The 16,583-nt window shown below is 46.3% G+C and carries 22 protein-coding genes; 18 read left to right on the top strand and 4 right to left on the bottom strand.

Annotated elements, in window-relative coordinates; translation table 11 throughout:
- Positions 1 to 3: 3 nt before the first annotated feature.
- The 16 genes from rpsN (at position 4) to ACES2G_RS13645 (ending at position 9,014) form a co-directional block, all read left to right on the top strand.
- Positions 4 to 309 carry a 30S ribosomal protein S14 gene (gene rpsN / locus ACES2G_RS13720; protein ID WP_374000503.1) on the top strand — a complete coding sequence of 102 codons (306 nt, stop codon included), beginning with the start codon at positions 4 to 6 and terminating at the stop codon, positions 307 to 309.
- A gap of 10 nt (positions 310 to 319) precedes the next feature.
- Complete coding sequence (rpsH, locus tag ACES2G_RS13715; RefSeq protein WP_374000502.1) at positions 320 to 709, top strand: 30S ribosomal protein S8; 390 nt, start codon at positions 320 to 322, stop codon at positions 707 to 709.
- A 7-nt stretch (positions 710 to 716) separates the two neighbouring features.
- Entirely contained in the window at positions 717 to 1,259 is a 543-nt protein-coding gene (gene rplF / locus ACES2G_RS13710; protein ID WP_374000501.1) for a 50S ribosomal protein L6, read from the top strand.
- Positions 1,260 to 1,271: 12 nt separating this feature from the next.
- A complete protein-coding gene (gene rplR, locus ACES2G_RS13705; protein ID WP_374000500.1) occupies positions 1,272 to 1,637 on the top strand; it encodes a 50S ribosomal protein L18 in 366 nt (121 codons plus the stop codon).
- Positions 1,638 to 1,647: 10 nt separating this feature from the next.
- Positions 1,648 to 2,103: a 30S ribosomal protein S5 gene (gene rpsE, locus ACES2G_RS13700; protein ID WP_063204846.1), complete on the top strand. Its 456-nt coding sequence runs from the start codon at positions 1,648 to 1,650 to the stop codon at positions 2,101 to 2,103.
- A 20-nt stretch (positions 2,104 to 2,123) separates the two neighbouring features.
- On the top strand, positions 2,124 to 2,306 hold the full coding sequence (gene rpmD, locus ACES2G_RS13695; RefSeq protein WP_347358350.1) for a 50S ribosomal protein L30: 183 nt from the start codon (positions 2,124 to 2,126) through the stop codon (positions 2,304 to 2,306).
- A gap of 9 nt (positions 2,307 to 2,315) precedes the next feature.
- Positions 2,316 to 2,753: a 50S ribosomal protein L15 gene (gene rplO, locus ACES2G_RS13690; protein WP_374000499.1), complete on the top strand. Its 438-nt coding sequence runs from the start codon at positions 2,316 to 2,318 to the stop codon at positions 2,751 to 2,753.
- Complete coding sequence (gene secY / locus ACES2G_RS13685) at positions 2,753 to 4,081, top strand: preprotein translocase subunit SecY (protein ID WP_374000498.1); 1,329 nt, start codon at positions 2,753 to 2,755, stop codon at positions 4,079 to 4,081. The genes rplO and secY overlap by 1 nt, the downstream gene beginning before the upstream one ends.
- Complete coding sequence (locus tag ACES2G_RS13680; protein WP_347358348.1) at positions 4,081 to 4,716, top strand: adenylate kinase; 636 nt, start codon at positions 4,081 to 4,083, stop codon at positions 4,714 to 4,716. The genes secY and ACES2G_RS13680 overlap by 1 nt, the downstream gene beginning before the upstream one ends.
- Before the next feature lie 125 nt (positions 4,717 to 4,841).
- On the top strand, positions 4,842 to 4,955 hold the full coding sequence (rpmJ, locus tag ACES2G_RS13675; RefSeq protein WP_080683743.1) for a 50S ribosomal protein L36: 114 nt from the start codon (positions 4,842 to 4,844) through the stop codon (positions 4,953 to 4,955).
- 2 nt (positions 4,956 to 4,957) lie between these two features.
- On the top strand, positions 4,958 to 5,332 hold the full coding sequence (gene rpsM / locus ACES2G_RS13670) for a 30S ribosomal protein S13 (RefSeq protein ID WP_011165331.1): 375 nt from the start codon (positions 4,958 to 4,960) through the stop codon (positions 5,330 to 5,332).
- 11 nt (positions 5,333 to 5,343) lie between these two features.
- The gene (rpsK, locus tag ACES2G_RS13665) at positions 5,344 to 5,742 is read left to right on the top strand and encodes a 30S ribosomal protein S11 (protein WP_374000496.1); all 399 of its coding nucleotides are present in this window, start codon (positions 5,344 to 5,346) and stop codon (positions 5,740 to 5,742) included.
- Between the two features lie 10 nt (positions 5,743 to 5,752).
- Positions 5,753 to 6,379 carry a 30S ribosomal protein S4 gene (gene rpsD, locus ACES2G_RS13660; protein ID WP_374000495.1) on the top strand — a complete coding sequence of 209 codons (627 nt, stop codon included), beginning with the start codon at positions 5,753 to 5,755 and terminating at the stop codon, positions 6,377 to 6,379.
- A 20-nt stretch (positions 6,380 to 6,399) separates the two neighbouring features.
- A complete protein-coding gene (locus ACES2G_RS13655; RefSeq protein WP_374000494.1) occupies positions 6,400 to 7,479 on the top strand; it encodes a DNA-directed RNA polymerase subunit alpha in 1,080 nt (359 codons plus the stop codon).
- 131 nt (positions 7,480 to 7,610) lie between these two features.
- Positions 7,611 to 8,189, top strand: a complete 579-nt coding sequence (gene rplQ, locus ACES2G_RS13650) for a 50S ribosomal protein L17 (RefSeq protein WP_374000493.1) — start codon at positions 7,611 to 7,613, stop codon at positions 8,187 to 8,189.
- A gap of 258 nt (positions 8,190 to 8,447) precedes the next feature.
- Positions 8,448 to 9,014 (top strand): TlpA family protein disulfide reductase, encoded by a 567-nt coding sequence (locus tag ACES2G_RS13645; RefSeq protein WP_374000492.1) that lies wholly within the window; start codon positions 8,448 to 8,450, stop codon positions 9,012 to 9,014.
- 112 nt (positions 9,015 to 9,126) lie between these two features.
- Here ACES2G_RS13645 and ACES2G_RS13640 read toward each other — a convergent pair whose 3' ends face one another.
- From ACES2G_RS13640 to ACES2G_RS13630, 3 genes are all read right to left on the bottom strand, one after another.
- Positions 9,127 to 10,236: a hypothetical protein gene (locus ACES2G_RS13640; RefSeq protein ID WP_374000491.1), complete on the bottom strand. Its 1,110-nt coding sequence runs from the start codon at positions 10,234 to 10,236 to the stop codon at positions 9,127 to 9,129.
- A gap of 198 nt (positions 10,237 to 10,434) precedes the next feature.
- Positions 10,435 to 12,390, bottom strand: coding sequence for a TIGR03545 family protein (locus ACES2G_RS13635; protein WP_347358341.1), 1,956 nt, complete (start codon positions 12,388 to 12,390; stop codon positions 10,435 to 10,437).
- Between the two features lie 12 nt (positions 12,391 to 12,402).
- On the bottom strand, positions 12,403 to 12,927 hold the full coding sequence (locus tag ACES2G_RS13630) for a TIGR03546 family protein (protein ID WP_347358340.1): 525 nt from the start codon (positions 12,925 to 12,927) through the stop codon (positions 12,403 to 12,405).
- A 95-nt stretch (positions 12,928 to 13,022) separates the two neighbouring features.
- On the opposite strand from ACES2G_RS13630, the gene ACES2G_RS13625 reads away from it, so the two are divergent.
- A complete protein-coding gene (locus ACES2G_RS13625; RefSeq protein ID WP_347358339.1) occupies positions 13,023 to 14,006 on the top strand; it encodes an HAD-IIIA family hydrolase in 984 nt (327 codons plus the stop codon).
- A 36-nt stretch (positions 14,007 to 14,042) separates the two neighbouring features.
- Here the strand turns inward: ACES2G_RS13625 and ACES2G_RS13620 are convergent, their stop codons facing one another.
- On the bottom strand, positions 14,043 to 15,035 hold the full coding sequence (locus ACES2G_RS13620) for a lysylphosphatidylglycerol synthase transmembrane domain-containing protein (RefSeq protein WP_347358338.1): 993 nt from the start codon (positions 15,033 to 15,035) through the stop codon (positions 14,043 to 14,045).
- A gap of 158 nt (positions 15,036 to 15,193) precedes the next feature.
- Here ACES2G_RS13620 and ACES2G_RS13615 point away from each other — a divergent pair, with 158 nt between their 5' ends.
- Positions 15,194 to 16,570 (top strand): mannose-1-phosphate guanylyltransferase/mannose-6-phosphate isomerase, encoded by a 1,377-nt coding sequence (locus ACES2G_RS13615; protein ID WP_347358337.1) that lies wholly within the window; start codon positions 15,194 to 15,196, stop codon positions 16,568 to 16,570.
- Positions 16,571 to 16,583: the final 13 nt, after the last annotated feature.

Below are 16,583 nucleotides of genomic sequence, written 5' to 3'. Positions count from 1 at the left end.
CACTTGGCTCGTAAAGCAAGCATTGAAAAAAATAATAAAAGAAAAGCTCTTGCTGCTAAGTATGTTCAATACAGAGCAGAATTGAGAGCTAAAGCTGTTAATATGAAGCTTTCTGACGAAGAAAGAGCAGCTGCACGTAAAAAGCTGCAAGCTCTTCCTCGTGACACAAACCCAAACCGTACAATCACACGTTGTGAGATTTCTGGTCGCCCTCGTGGTAACTACAGAAAGTTCGGTTTGTCTCGTATTGCTTTCAGACAATTGGCCCTTGACGGTAAATTGCCTGGCGTAACGAAAGCTAGCTGGTAAGAGGTTTACTATGGATACAATTTCTCAGTTCCTTACAATGATCAGAAACGCTGGAGCAGCGAAACACGAAAAAGTGGATCTTCCTGCTTCCAAAGTGAGAGCTGGTATTGCTCAAATCCTGGTAAACGAAGGCTTCATCAGAAGCTTCAAAGTTGCTAAAGACAGCAAACAAGGCATCATGCGTGTTTATTTGAAGTATGACGAAGCTGGTGGCCACGCGATCAATAATATTGACCGTGTAAGCCGTCCTGGTCGTCGCGTTTATGTTAAATCTGACAAGATTCCAACTGTTCGTTCTGGTATGGGCATGTCCATCGTCAGCACGAGCAAAGGGATCATGAGCGGTAAGCAAGCTACAGAGCAAAAGCTTGGTGGCGAACTGCTTGCGACACTTTGGTAGGTGAATTATGTCTCGTATTGGAAAAGCACCCGTTGTTTTTGATAACACAGTACAAGTAAGCGTTTCACCTGCTAACGAAGTTGTCGTTAAAGGTGCGAAGTCTTCTTTGAAAATCGGAATGCAACCAGCTATCTCTGCAAAAGTAGAGGGTGGCAAAGTTGTTTTGACTCGCAAAGATGACTCTAAAGAAAGCCGCGCATTGCACGGTCTTTACAGAGCGCTTATTCAAAATGCCGTAACTGGCGTAACTAAAGGTTTCACTAAGGGCCTTGAACTTCATGGGGTCGGTTACCGTGCAAACGTAACTGGCAAAAAATTGGAACTTTCTCTAGGTTTCTCTCACCCAGTGATCTTCGATATCCCTGAAGGAATCGAAATCAAAGTTGACAAGCAAACTGCCCTTTCAATCACTGGCCCAAGCAAAGAGCTAGTTGGACAAGTAGCGGCGAAAATCCGTTCATTCCGTCCACCTGAGCCTTATCTTGCTAAAGGTGTTCGTTATGCAGGTGAGCATATCAGACGTAAAGCTGGTAAGTCGGCTGGTAAATAATTGAGGTAAGATATGAAATTAAAGTTTAGTAAACATACAAGCGAAAGAAAAGTAAATCGCCTCAAGAAGAAGATCAGAATCCGCAAGACTGTAAACGGTACTGCGGAAAGACCTCGTCTTTGCGTATTCCGTAGCGGTAAGCACATGTACGCTCAGATCATCAATGACGTTGAAGGCACTACACTAGTAGCGGTTTCTTCTCTTGGTAAAGAGGACAAGTCTGGTATCGAAATGGCGAAACTTGTTGGTATGGAAGCAGCTAAAGCAGCGACTTCTAAAAATATCAAGAACGTGGTTTTCGACCGTAACGGTTACCTGTACCATGGCCGTGTTAAATCTCTAGCAGAAGGCGCTCGTGAGGGCGGCCTTAATTTCTAAGGAGTGATGTGTGGAGAAAGTTCAAGCTCAAGCAGCTGAATTAGAAGAGCGTGTAGTAGCGATCAACCGTGTAACGAAAGTTGTTAAGGGTGGTCGTCGCTTCTCTTTCGCAGCTCTAGTAGTTGTGGGTAACAAAGCTGGTGATGTTGGATTCGGTTCCGGCAAAGCTGGTGAGGTTCCTGAGGCTATCGGTAAAGCAAGCAGATCTGCAAAAAAATCTGCTAAATCTGTAGCTTTGAAAGAAGGACGTACAATCCCTCACGAAGTTATCGGTAAATTCGGTGCGGCAAAAGTTATCATGAAGCCTGCAGCTCCTGGTACTGGCGTTATCGCGGGTGGTGCGGTGCGTGCCGTTCTTGAATCTGTAGGCGTAAAGGACATTCTTACTAAGTGTGTTGGTACTCGTAACCCTCACAACGCTGTAAGAGCAACAATCGACGGCTTGAAGCAGTTGAAACAGCTTTAATTCGCGGACTGGTGGCAAAAATGGCTAAAACATTCGTAGTAACTTTGAAAAAATCAACTATCAAGTGCACTCAAGACCAAAAGGACGCGGTTCGCGTTCTTGGTCTTAAGAAACTTCACCAAACTGTTGAGGTGAAAGATTCTGCAGCAGCACGTGGTAATATCATGAAAGTACAACATCTTCTTGATGTTGTAGTTAAGTAAGGAGAAGCCATGAGCTTGCTTAAAACATTGGCACCTAAGGCAGGATCCAAGCACGCTCCAAAAAGAATCGGTCGTGGTATCGGTTCTGGTATGGGCGGCACAGCGACAAAAGGTCACAAAGGTCAGTTGGCTCGCACTGGTGGAACTGTACGTCGTGGTTTTGAGGGTGGTCAAACACCTTTGCACCGTCGTCTTCCTAAGTTCGGTTTTAGCAACGTCGCGTTTGCTAACAACTTTGAGATTGTCAATATCGGACAACTTGCTAAATTTTCTGGAGAAGTAACTCCTGAATCTCTACACGCTGCTGGACTTGTGTCAAAAGGCGCTGTTAAGATTTTGGGAAATGGCGAGCTTAAAACAGCGTTGACTGTAAAAGCTCATAAATTCTCAGAAAGCGCTAAGAAAGCTATTGAAGCTGCTGGCGGCAAAGTCGAGGTAATTAAGTAGTGTCTGCAATTGAGAGCATCGCAAAGAATTCTGATCTTCGTAAACGCATCTTGTTCACATTGGCTCTTTTGGCCATATACAGAATTGGTGTACACGTTCCGACTCCTGGAGTAGACGGATCTGCGGTGCTCTCATTTTTCCAGGCACAAAGCCGTGGGATTTTCGGGCTATTTAACACCTTTACCGGTGGAGCCTTGTCTCAGTTCAGTATCTTTGCACTGGGAATCATGCCTTACATCTCCTCTTCCATCATATTCCAACTTTTGACTTCTGCGGTTCCATACCTAGAAGCTCTTAAGAAAGAAGGGGAGCAAGGTCGTCGTAAAATCAACCAATACACTCGTTATGCGACTGTTGCTTTGGCCGTTATCCAAGGTTACGGGATCAGCACATGGTTGATGAATTCCACAAGCCCAGATGGACATCCGCTAGTGATTGCTCCGACTGTGGCATTCCTTCCGTTCCAAATTATGACAATCATCACATTGACAGCAGGTACCTGCTTTATCATGTGGTTGGGTGAGCAGATCACTGAACGTGGTATCGGCAACGGTACTTCTTTGATCATCTTCACTGGTATCGCTGCTGCGATCCCAGGTGGTGCTCAACAGCTTTGGGAGCTTGTTCGTACTGGCGAAATGCGCTTTGCACTGGCTTTATTGTTGGTGGCTTTCATGGTTGCGATCATCGCAGCTGTTATCTATATGGAAGTGGCTCAACGTCGAATCACTGTTCAGTACTCTCAAAGACAAGGCGGCGGCGGAATGCAGTCTATGCAAACTCCGACATCTCATCTTCCTATTAAAATCAATATCTCTGGGGTTATCCCACCAATTTTCGCGAGCTCCTTGCTGATGTTCCCGGCAACAATGGCGCAGTTCGTGAACACACCATGGTTGAAGGCTTTGCAGGATTCTTTGAATCCTTCAGGAACGATCTTCAATATCATGTTCGTGGCTTTGATCGTATTCTTCTCTTTCTTCTATACAGAGATCGTGTTCAATCCAAACGATGTTGCAGATAATCTGAAAAAGTACGGTGGCTTCGTTCCAGGCGTTCGTGCTGGTAAATCTACTGCTGACTACATTCAAAAGGTTCTTGAGCGTGTAAACGTTCTTGGTTGTATCTATCTTTGCACAATCTGTATTCTTCCAGGCATCATGGTTAACCAATTCAACGTTCCATTCCACTTCGGTGGTACGAGCTTGTTGATCTTGGTCGGTGTTGCTTTGGATACTGCTCAGCAGATTCAGTCTCATATGATTACTCAGAAATATGAGGGCTTCCTAAAAGGAGCTAAGATCCGCAGCAGAAGGGTTCAGTTTTAATGAACTTGATCCTCTTTGGAGCCCCAGGGGCCGGTAAAGGTACTCAATCCGAACTTCTGATTAAAAGCCAGGGTATGACGCAAATCAGCACTGGCGACCTATTCAGAGCTGCCATCAAAGGGCAGACGGAGCTTGGTAAAAAAGCTCAGGAGTTTATGGATAAAGGGCAACTCGTACCAGATAGCATTGTTATCGGCATGGTCGAGGAAGTTCTCCAAAAAGGTGTAAATAACTTTATTTTAGATGGTTTCCCTAGAACTGTGGCTCAGGCCCAGGCTCTAGATGAATTACTTGTAAAAATGAATCTATCTATCGGTAAGGCGATTTTCTTGGAAGTTCCTATGAAAATCCTGATGGATAGGCTGACTGGTAGACGTGTTTGTAAAAATTGCGGCGCTGTCTATCATGTAGTCAGTAAGCCCTCCAAAGTAGAGGGTAAATGTGATTTGTGCGGTGGTGAGGTCATTCAACGGAATGATGACAAGGCGGAGGTTATCGAAACCCGTCTTAAAACTTATGAAGAGTTCACAAGCCCCCTAAAAGAGTTTTATAAAAAATCAGGCAAATATACTGAAGTGGACGGAAATAGGAATACCGAGGAAGTCTATAAAGAGATCGAAAAAATAATAAAATAGACGGCTGTATTATTTTTATCTCTAGACTTTGTTGTTTATCGGTGTTAGCGTGCCGAACCGCGTTCGTATTTTTGCTGGAATTTTCACTTTTTTGAAGTGAAAAAAATAGCGTATGGGAAGACATTATGAAAGTAAGACCATCAGTTAAGAAGATCTGTAATAAGTGTAAAGTTATTAAAAGAAAAGGCGTTATTCGCGTTATCTGTGAAAACCCTAAACATAAGCAAAGGCAGGGCTAATCATGGCACGTATCCTTGGTGTCGACTTACCTAGAAATAAGCGCGTTGAAATCGCGTTGACTTATATCTACGGCATTGGCCGTCCTCGTGCTGCTATGATCTGCAAGCAAGTTGGCATTCCTTCTGAACTAAGAACTGAAGGTTTGACTGATGAGCACATTGCTAAAATCCGTAGTATCGTTGAAGCTAACTTCAAAGTTGAAGGTGACTTGCGTCGTGAAATCGGTCAGTCCATCAAACGTTTGATGGATTTGAACTGCTTCCGTGGTATCCGCCATCGTAAAGGCTTGCCTGTTCGTGGTCAGAACACTCGTTCTAATGCACGTACTCGCAAAGGTCCTAAGAAGACGGTAGCTAACAAGAAAAAAGCCGTATAAAGGTCGTGTAAATGAACACTGATAATAAAGCAAAAACTGTTGCTAAGAAAAAAGTTAAAAGAAACGTTCCCCAAGGGAACTGCTATATCCAAGCTGGTTTCGGTAACGTTATCGTAACGATGACTGATCCAAACGGAGCTACGGTGTCTTGGTCCTCTGCTGGACACCTCGGTTTCAAAGGAAGCCGTAAAGGTACTCCATTTGCAGCTCAATTCGCGGCAGAAGACGCTGCAAAGAAGGCTATGGAAGCAGGAATGAAATCTGTGGACGTTTATCTGAAAGGACCAGGCGCTGGTCGTGAGCCTGCAATTCGTGCATTAGCTGCTACAGGAATGAGAATCTTGTCTCTTAAAGATATCACACCTGTTCCTCATAACGGTTGCCGTCCACCTAAGCGTAGAAGAATCTAAGGAGTATATCGTGAGCTGCATTAACGAAAGCGTTTGTAAGCTTTGCCGTCGCGAAAACGTGAAACTTTTCTTGAAGGGTGATCGTTGTTACACAGATAAGTGTTCTTTCGAAAGAAGACCTTATCCTCCAGGACAACATGGTCAATCTCGTTTGAAGTTCTCTGAATTTGCACTTCAATTGCGTGAAAAACAAAAAACTAAGAGATACTACGGTGTTTCTGAAAAACAATTTGTAAAATATGTATCTGAAGCCAACCGTTCAAAAGAATTGACTGGTACTGCGCTTCTTAAGTTCCTCGAGACAAGACTTGATAACGTTGTCTACTCTTTGGGGTATGCTAACTCTCGTCGTGAAGCAAGGCAGCTTGTTAAACACAACCATTTCTTGTTGAATGGTAAGAGAGCTAACATTCCAAGCATCATTGTAAATAAGGGTGACGTTATTACAGTTGCGGAATCAAGCCGCGAAGTTGCTAAGATCCAAGCTGCTGTTCAATCAGTTGCTCGTAGATCTGTGCCAGCTTGGCTTGAAGCTGATCATGCGAAATTCACTGGAACTGTTAAAGATCTTCCAAACCGTGAAGATGTAACAGTAGCAGTTGAAGAGAACATGATCGTTGAATACTACTCAAGATAATTTTACCTCTCGGGGGAAGCATGCAAGAGCACTATTATAAGTTCTGGAGAGAGATGATCAAACCAAAGGGATTTGAGGTTGATCGTGATACTCTTCGTGATGACTACGCTAAATTCATTATCCGTCCCCTCGAAAGAGGTTTTGGGGTTACTCTTGGTAACTCCCTAAGAAGAATTCTTCTTAGCTCAATGATGGGTTCTGCAATTACAGCTGTTAAGTTCGAAGGCGTATTGCACGAGTTCACTACGATCCCAGATGTTCTTGAGGACGTCACTGACATCATCTTGAACCTCAAAGAAGTGCGCTTCAAACAATATACTGCAGACTCTTTGACTTTGAAGATCTCTAAAAAAGGTCCAGGTAAAGTAACTGCAGCTGATATCCAAACTACAGATAAGATCGAAGTTTTGAACCCAGATCTTCCAATTGCTACTTTGGGCGCGAATGCAAACTTCAATGCAGAAATCGTTGTTAGTTTCGGTCGTGGCTATGTTCCAGTAGAAAACAGAGAAACTGATCTTCCAGTTGGCTTTATCGGCGTTGACGCTCTTTACAGCCCTATCAGAAAGGTAAACTACAATGTTTCCAATGCACGTGTTGGTCAAAGAACTGACTACGATGCTTTGACTTTGGAAGTTTGGACTGACGGTTCTTTGAAACCAGAAGAAGCGGTAGCTCTTTCATCTAAAATCATGAAAGAACAACTGCAAATCTTCCTTACTTTCGATGAGACTATGGAGCCTGCTGAAGAAGCTCGCGAAATGGGTTCTCCAACATTGAATGAGAACTTGTTCCGTTCTGTTGATGACCTTGAGCTGTCTGTTCGTTCTGCAAACTGCTTGAAAAACGCTAACATCCGCTACATCGGTGAGTTGGTTGTTCGTTCTGAAGCAGAAATGCTTAAGACTAAAAACTTTGGTCGTAAGTCTTTGAACGAGATCAAAGAGATCTTGGGCGAAATGGGTCTTGGTTTGGGTATGAAGATCGAAGGCTGGCCTCCAGCTGGTTGGGACCCAAGTCAACCTCCTCAAAGAGAGAGACTCAACAGTAATAAAATACCACTAAGGTATTTTATCGCATCAGCCCCCGCAGGGGGTTGAGGGCAGGAGCCCGAAACAATCTAAAAGCGGCACCATGAATGGTGCTTGAACACGCGGCCCTGCGGGGCTGCGAGGGCTCGGAGCCCTGAAAAAGCAACACTCGACCAAATTGACCAAAAGAGTGTTCTATCGTGTTGATACCTGATACGGTCAGCACGTTTAAACCGGAGAATAAAATGAGTTCACACAGAAGAAGAGTAAAACATTTTGATCGTAAATCTGGCCCAAGAAAAGCTTTGTTGAGAGGTCTTGTGACTTCTTTGATCGAGCACGGCCGTATCACTACAACTGTTGACCGTGCTAAAGAAGTACGTCGTCACGTTGAAAAAGCGATCACACTTGGTAAAAAAGGTGACTTGGCTACAACTCGTTTGTTGCTTTCTCGTTTCCCAAATAAAGAAGCAGTTGCGACTATCGTAAAAGATTTGTCTCCACGTTTCAAAACACGTCCTGGTGGTTACACTCGTATCATCAAGATTGGTCGTCGTCCTGGTGACACTGCTGAGATGGCATTCCTTGAGTTCGTAGACTACGATTTCGAAGCTAAAACTGCGAAAACTGAAGAAGCAGCTCCGAAAGCGAAAAAAGCTGATGCTAAAACTGCAAAACCGGCAGTTAAAGCAAAAAAAGCTTCTACTAAGCTTGTAGCAGCGAAGAAAAAAGCTGTTAAAAAGACTCAAAAGAAAGCAAGAGCAGCAGCTCGCGCTTAATTGAGACTCAAAGATAGATCTTTTAAAAAGGCTCAAGGAAACTTGGGCCTTTTTCTTTTTGAAGATCTTTCTGAGTCAGTTACCTCAGCAGACAAAACGGGCTCTTTTCTGCGATAGATCGTCACAAATCTTCCAAATGAATCTTAATAAAAGGCAGAGAATGCCTGAGCAGTGCAAGGGCTTCCTTGGACTGCGTCTTGCCAACCATCGCGGGGACTTCTATTTTGAAGGGGTTCTTGTCTATCTGCTGGAGGTTCTATGAAACAACATCTGAAAGCCTTTGTTATTGTCGCGGTTCTCGCCATGGCAGGACTGTGGGCCTATAGCACTTACTTTGCCAGTAAGTTGAATCAGACGCCTTCTGATTACTCAACAATTGAGGCAATGGAAAAAGAGGGTGTGGCGAGCTTTGCGATGAAGAACCTGGATGGCAAAGAGTTTCAGCTTCAGGACTACAACGGCAAAGTGGTTATCCTGAACTTCTGGGCTTCTTGGTGTGGTCCTTGTATTGAGGAAGTTCCTTCACTGATCAAGCTAGTCAAAGAATTCAAGGGCAACGTGCAGTTGATTGCGATCTCAGGTGATAGCAGTCGTGCTGACATTGATGTCTTTATGAAATCCTTCCCAGAAATGAAGGGCGAGAATATCCATATCGTCTTTGATGAGGATCGTTCTTTGATGAAGAAGTTTCAGGTCGCAAGACTCCCTGAGTCTCTGGTATTGGGAACAGATCATAAGCTAGCCAAAAAAGTTGTAGGGTCTATTGAATGGTACAACAAGGACTCTGTGGCCTACATCGAGTCTTTGCTAAAGAAGACGCAATAGCCTCTGTAAACGCACAAAACGGCCATTCTTGGCCGTTTGTCGTTTCAAGGGTCTATTAATAATGGCCACGTCTTGTGAGTCGATTTAGAGAGGACCGTATAAAGCCCTCGATCTAAGGAATTCCCTCTATACAGTCATATTGCAGGTCGATCTTTGTTCCCTCAATCAATGAATAGGTGAACTTCAGGACATTCTTATCCACTTTGTAGTTGTGAATAGAAAGCCCATCAATGCTGACTTTCAGGGAAGAAGGAACCGGTTGGCATTCCAATGTCAGGTGGGACAGAGAATTCACGATCTTATCCTTGAACGTGTTCAGATTGGCACTGTAGTCGGCGTCACAGATACTGCCCACGCCACCATCGGTCAGCTTGGAAAGCTCTTCGTAGACATGACCTGGATGGCTTGGTGACGTGTCTTTATCCTGCTCGGCCTCACAGACTGCATCACCGGGTTTTACGATGATAGAGCTAAAGGTAAAGCGAATATCCTCACCAAAGACGGATTTGGATTTAGCGACCAGGTTTTCCGGGCGATCTTCCGTCTCCATTGGTTGCAGCACGGCCGCGGCATCATTGGCCTTCACGCGGGAAGCAACACCCCCCACAGAGCGTTCGTCTTCGTCGGAAATCAGGATCACAGAAATCGCAGCTCCTTCACGATAGCATCCATGCGCATCTTTATTGACGAAATGATCATGGGCCGCCTTAATGCCTCGCTCATCCCCGGAGCTGCCGCCACCAATAGTTAAGGTATCAATGGTGGAGGTGAAAATCGTATTCAGGTTGCCAGTGCCTTTCTTCAGCAGATACGCCGGTGCGCCGGATGGGGGCGTGTAATTCGCCCAGTTATAAGGACTGCCATAGACCAGGCTTCCGCCGGAAGAAAGACCGCGTGTAGTCGTCAAACACATCTGCCAGTCGATGTTGCTGGCATCCAATGAGCTCACGAAGGTCGACATACGAGCCGCCAGCTTCTTCAGCTCAGGCAGCATGGAGTTGGAATCATCCAAGACAAACAGGAAGTCGACTTGTTTGTTTCCATAGGCCACCACTTCTGTTGTGGAGACAGTTTTGTTCGGCGGCGGTGGAGGAGTGGGAGGCGTGACGGCCGCCTTGTCCTGCTCCGGAACGGGCGCGAAGTTCATCTTCGCGCATCCCGCGGTTAGAGTCAGAACCACACAACCCAGAACTATAAAATGTGTATTAAGCGATGCTTTCATACCTACCTCTTCGTCAAGACTAGCATGAAAATGAATGCTTAAAATAGAGGCAATATCAAAAAGCGAGGAAAATTGATAAGTAAAAACAGGAAGTTACGAGTTAGCGTCGAAGCTTTCGACAGGACCTGTTGAAAGCTTCGACGAAAAAGACAGAGAGAAAAGTGACTGCTTGAGAGCTAGTCAGAAAACTGAAAAAATTTACCAGCCGAATTTTTTCTTCAACTCGTCGACAGCTTTCTGTCCTTCTTTTTCGAGTTGTTTGCGGCCTTGGTTTTCTGCATCTTTCTTGGCTTGATTGATGCGGGCTTCGGCCTGTTTTTTCTGCTCATTCAACTGAGCTTCGGCTTTTTTGACTTCGCCGTCGAGCTGACCTTTGAGTTTGTTGATCTCGGCTTCTACGCGGGCCTTCTGTTTGCCAATTTCTTCGTTCACGTAAGCTTCAATCTTCTTGCGGGCTTCATCGATCTTGGCTTGAATCTGCTTTTCAAAGCCTTTTTGTAGCTCGGGACCTAAATTCGAGTTGATGGACAAAGGCACATTCGGGAACACACCCTGGCCGTCCACAGTCAAAGTCACGACGGGGATGCCACTAAAGACCGCCTTCAGGATCTGATCCGCGATGTCGTTTTTAGAGGACACCTTATAGTCGATTTGCGTGAACTTGTTATCCATCGCAACGGTGATGTTCTTCAAAGCCACCAACTTGCCTTCAATGCCCAAAGCCCCCTTGGCTTTGTTGAAGGCAATTTCAACATCCGGTGTTTTCACCAAATCTTTGCCGTCAATGGAGTAAGAGTCGACTTTGAATTTATAGTCGATCACGCTGTCGGCTTTGGTGTTATCCAAAGACAGGCGCACCAGAAAACCGAAAATTTCTTTTGAAGGGAAGTCCCCGGCTAAAGACGCCACAGTTGGTTTTCCAATCAACGCCTGATTGGAAGTGATGTTCAGGATCTCGCCTTTGATGTTGCCAGCGTCCGGGGTCAGGCCAGCTTGAGAGCTGACACCAGTACGCTTGATCCAGAACAGCGGGTAGGAGTTCGGGCGGCCGAATTCATAGCTGATCCCTTTTTCGCGAGGATGCGGCTGAATGGCCACTTCGGCTTCTTCTGGCGATTTCTTCTTCATCAGGTTTGGTGGAATGTACTTTTCAGCCATCGCTTTGTAGCGGAAGAACTTGGCCTTGTAAGGGCCTAGGTAGCGATTGAAGATCGCCATAGACAAAGACTTGGCATCCAATTTTGGAATGCGGAAGTGCTGCTCCAAACTTTTGATGTCGGTTTTGACCTGCTTTTCAATTTCCTTGTACTGAGCTTCCAGGGCCTTCAGATCTTTTTTCAGATCGTCGCCTGTGGCCTGAACTTGTTTGTACATGGCATCGCCATCTTTGAAGACCTTATCCAGTTCTTGCAAAGAAGTTTGAAGCTCCTGAGGCGTCTTGAAGTCCTTGGTTTTGATTTTGCCCAGGCGGGCATTCAAAGCGTCGATGTCTTTACCTTGAGGCAAAGTCTTAAGACGGGCATCCCATTCGGTTTGCTTGGCCTTCAAATCCTTTTCAAATTTTTCCAGCATTGCTTTGGATGGCAATGATTCCTGCAGCTTTTGCAGTTGCACGTTGGCATCCGTGCCGGTCAGCATGGCGATCACGTCACCCAGAACGTTGTCGCCAGCTTGTTCTTTGGCTTCTTGAATGGCTTGTTCTTTGATTTTTTCGGCCATACCGGGTTCGTTGGATACGGGCTCTGGTGGCGCAACCTTGCCTGGGTGCTTTCTTTTGTTGCCGAACTCGATTTGTTCCACGGCGGCTTCATTCACAACGGCTTTGGCGCGCAACAGGGCATCCCACAACATTGAGAAGCGAATGTCGCCGATTTTGATTGAGTTGTGAGTCGGCTTTTCGGCGTCAGTGACTTCGATGCCCTGAATGCGCAAGCTGGCATTGAAGAAGCTGGTTTTCACATCTGCGATATTCACTTCAGCGCCGACGGCTTTGTATCCAGCCCACTCCATTCCGCGACGAAGATGTGTGTCGAAGAAGAAGTGGAAATACAAGCCAATCAATGCGCAGATGATCACGAAAGGAATGATGGCTTCCCAGCGGATCGGGCCTTTTTCTTTTTTCTTTTTTACGGGTGTTGTTTCTGGTGTTGTCATGATGCTGTCGTCCTATCCGTAAAGATTGTCGTAAGTGCAGTACCAGTTATAAAGCTTCGTGGCTGTGAAGGCCTTCCAGAACTTGGTGCCTTTGAATCTTGCTACCACTGTCGCACGGTATTTCAGGATCGCGATCTTAAAGCCAAAGAAGGCAAAGGGCAGAAGCAGAATGGAAACAATCATAGAGCCCATGACGATAGAGTTATTAAAACGGGTCATGGGCACAAACGGCATGTTGTACATTGTTACAAACAGCGGGCGCAGGGATTCAGTTTCCAGAACGCCTTTACCCAGGAAGTGTGCAGGTTGGTCGAACAAGAAAGCGACGAACTTAAAGAAGAACGCGGAAATAAAAGCGGCCCCCAATTGCACTCTGAAGATGAAAATCAAAGCGAAGACCAAAAGGGTTTGGATGGATATGAACGGGGCAAAGCCCAGAACCAGACCCAGTGAAAGTCCCCAGGCCAACTGGTTGGTGCCGGTGTCCGAGTTGAGGAGTTTCAGAAAGTTGAAAAGCTGCTTGAGTAACGCTGTCATGGATTCCTCCTGCAGCGATTTTAATAAGCATAAATGCAAGGCGGCAAGTAGAAACCCGAGGACACGGGAATTGGTCTGTTGTAAAGTGGAGCCCTATGTCACATCCCTTGGAGCTTTTGATTCTTGAAACAGTTCAACTGGGGGGAAGTCTTGTCTTCCTTGCAGATAAAGCTCCGTCTTCGTTGCCGGAATGGACCGCTTCTTTGCAGAAACACTTTGGGGCAGAAATTCCTTTCGCAGTCAGACGCGCTCAGGACTTGCTGGCAAGACGTTTTGTGACAAGGTCCGAAGACTTGCTTCTGGTGTTCTCTGAACAAGAATCCCTGATGGAAAGTCTGGAAGCAGGGCTTTCCGGGCAGCGAGTGTTGTTGGGTTCTGAGTCAGCGCCTCGACTGAAGGATTCCTGGGACTTTGTATTCACGGATGTGACGTCCGTTGTATGGCAGACACTTTTGCAGAACCTGAGAATGCAATGGGAACAGGCTTCTGTGATACAGGGGCTGCCAGGGGAGCACCAGGCTCCATGTCTGTTCCTGGATCGTGATAATGTCGTGGTTAAGGATGTTCCTTATAACAAGGACGCCAGTGCGGTGGTGCTGATGCCGGGGATTGGGGAGCTGATCAACAAGGCGCACGCGAAGGGTTTTTGGGTGGCCCTGGTCACCAATCAATCTGGTTTGGGGCGCGGTCGGATCGCTTGGAATGAATACCAATCTGTGCATCAGCAGATGCTGCGTCTTTTGGCCGAACAAAAAGCCTGGATTGATGACTGCGAGTGGTCGGCGTTTATTAGTGAGGCAGGCACGCAGCGAGGACGTTTGCTGGCCGGAATGAGAAAGCCCCGCAATGGGATGCTTTTGAAAATCAATGATAAGTTGAAGGCCGATATGGCGGCGTCAGTGATGGTCGGGGACAGCGCTTCGGACTTAAAGGCAGCCCACGCCGCCGGAGTGAAGAAGCTTTATTTGCTGGCCTCGGATAAAACAGCAAAGCACCAGGAAAGCCTCAAGAGCTATCAGGCTTTGCATTCGGATTTTCAATATCAAACTGTCGAAAATTTGACGGATATTTCGCTTTAAAAATTCTTGAGCCGGGGATTTCGCCCGGCCATCTGGTTACATCTTTTCTAAAGCAGACGTGCTGACGCGTTCTTTGATACGCAGATAGAAGAAAGCCCCAGACAAGCTGACAACGAAGGTCGTTACCTGGAAAGCTGTGATCACTGTCGGCCCGACTTCAGAAGTATTGCCGTTATAAAGATTAAACAGGAAATAGAAGGCGGCTTGCCCGACGCCAACACCGGCTGGAGAGATCGGGATCGCTGTGGCCATATAACCCAGTGGTGCCACCAGGAAGTAGGTTTTCGATGCAATATCGGTGAAACCCGCGGCATTGCCAGCCAGGATCAAGAACAGGATGGAGCACGCTTGTGACATCAGGCTGAGGAACAAGACCAGGATGAAGCGTTTTCCATCTTTGCCGTACAGATGCATGCTTTCATAAAGTTTCATGAACTTTTCAGAGAGTGGCAATTTGTGGATGATCTTCTTCAAGATCGATCGGTCATAGATCTTTTGTGAAAAGATCAAAGCCAGTGCCACGATAAACGCAAAGAACAGGCTTAGGATAAACCAGAACAGAGTTGTCAGTGTTGGCACGGTCAAGATGTGGTTCAGGTCATAGACCATCACCAGAAGTGCCAGCAGAACCATGGCAAACAGCCCAAGCACCCGGTCCATCAGAACGCTGGTGACGGCGACTACTTTGGACCCAGGATTTTCACGGGTAAAGTAGAAAGCTTTGATAACGTCGCCGCCGACCCCGCCGGGCATTGCAAAGTTGAAAAAGGAACCGATCAGGCTTAAACGGAAAACCTTCAAAGGACTGGCTTGGAGCCCCTGAGACTTGATCAGGGCGCGCCAACGTTCACTGGCCAGGAAAAGGTTCAGAACCACCAAAAGCAAGGCCACCGAAGCAGCGGCTGGAGTCAGAAGATTTTTAAGGGCCGCAAAGTTCAATTTTCCGGATTGAACCAGCCAATAGATAATACCGGCCGAGAAAAGAATCTTGGAAGCTTGAACCAGGAGCTTTTTGGTGTGTTTAACCATAGGGGTTTGTCTTACTTGAAAACAGGGCAGAACTCCAGAAAAATGGCTTGTTAGGGAAGCTCGGTTTTTTTGACCAATCGAGCCATGAGATGACTATAAAATACTCATAAGAAGGCTTCAGTGATAAAAATGGGGTTTTTCCAGTGTTGGAGGTCGTCTTGATACCAGTAATCCTATCCGGTGGCAGTGGAACGCGATTGTGGCCCGTATCTCGTCAGCAGATGCCAAAGCAGTTCTGCGATATCTTTGGTGAGCCCTTGCAGACCCTGACCCTGAAAAGATGCCTGCGTATGGGGACTCCGTGGATTGTGACTTCCAAGGCGTTGCAGACCCTGACAGAGCTGAATCTTAAACAGAACAATGCCAAAGACGTGCAAGTCGTTTATGAGCCTGTGGGCAAGAATACGGCTCCTGCAATCGCGGCTTTGTGCAAGCTTTTACTTGAACAGGGCAAAGGTTCCGAGGTTGTCGGAATCTTTCCGTCGGACCATCTGATTGCCAAAGATGACACCTTCCTGAAGGTCGTGGAGTTTGCAACAGCTGTGGCGCAAGAAAATCGCGTCGTCACGTTGGGGATTACTCCATCCTATCCGGAAACGGGCTATGGTTATATTCAGACCAAAGCAGTCAGTCTGAAGGATGGTCCGGGGTTGAAGGCTTATTCTGTTGTGAAGTTTCATGAAAAGCCGGATCTGCAGAAAGCCAAAGAGTTTATTGCTCAGGGCAGTTTCAGTTGGAATGCGGGAATCTTTGTTTTCAAAGTGTCTCACATGGTCAGCCTGTTTGAAAAACATCAGCCGGAATTATGGAAGCAGATTTCTGTGTTGAAGGCGGATGCCTCTAATTTGGGTGAAGTCTATGCTCAGGTGCAGAGTATTTCCATCGACTATGCGATTATGGAAAAGCTGAATGATCAGGAATTAGCATGCGTTCCGGCGGATTTTGGCTGGAATGATGTGGGCTCTTGGGATGCTGTTGCAGCTTTGCAAAAGGGCCAGGACATTATCAACGTCAAAGGTCAGGAAAATTTTGTCTTTGGCGATCCGGCGAAGAACTATTCCATGATTGGCATGGAGGATGTGATTGTCGTGGATACCAAGGACGCCTTGATGCTGGTTAAAAAAGGCCAGTCTCAGGATGTGCGCCATGTGGTTGAGAAGCTAACACAGCAACAGTCGCCTTTGGTGAAAGAGCATGTGTTTGAGTATCGCCCTTGGGGTTATTTTGAGATTCTGAAAGATACCGAGAACTTTAAATCCAAGGTGATTCGCGTGAATCCGCATTCCCAGTTGTCTTATCAATCCCATGCCAAACGAGAAGAGCATTGGACCATTACACAGGGCTCGGGGGAAGTGGTGCTGAACGATCAGGTGATTCCGGTGAAAGCGGGAAGTCACATTCATATTCCACTGGGGGCAAAACATCGTATGCGTAACAACTCTGGCGAAATGTTGGAGTTTGTCGAGGTTCAATTGGGAACCTACTTCGGTGAAGACGATATCGTCCGGTACCAGGACGACTACAAAAGAAACTAATAAGAAATAAAAA

Source organism: Bdellovibrio bacteriovorus (assembly GCF_041888015.1).
GTDB lineage: Bacteria > Bdellovibrionota > Bdellovibrionia > Bdellovibrionales > Bdellovibrionaceae > Bdellovibrio.
The sequence above is the reverse complement of the archived record's forward strand: the minus strand, read 5'-3'. Positions and strand labels throughout refer to the sequence as shown.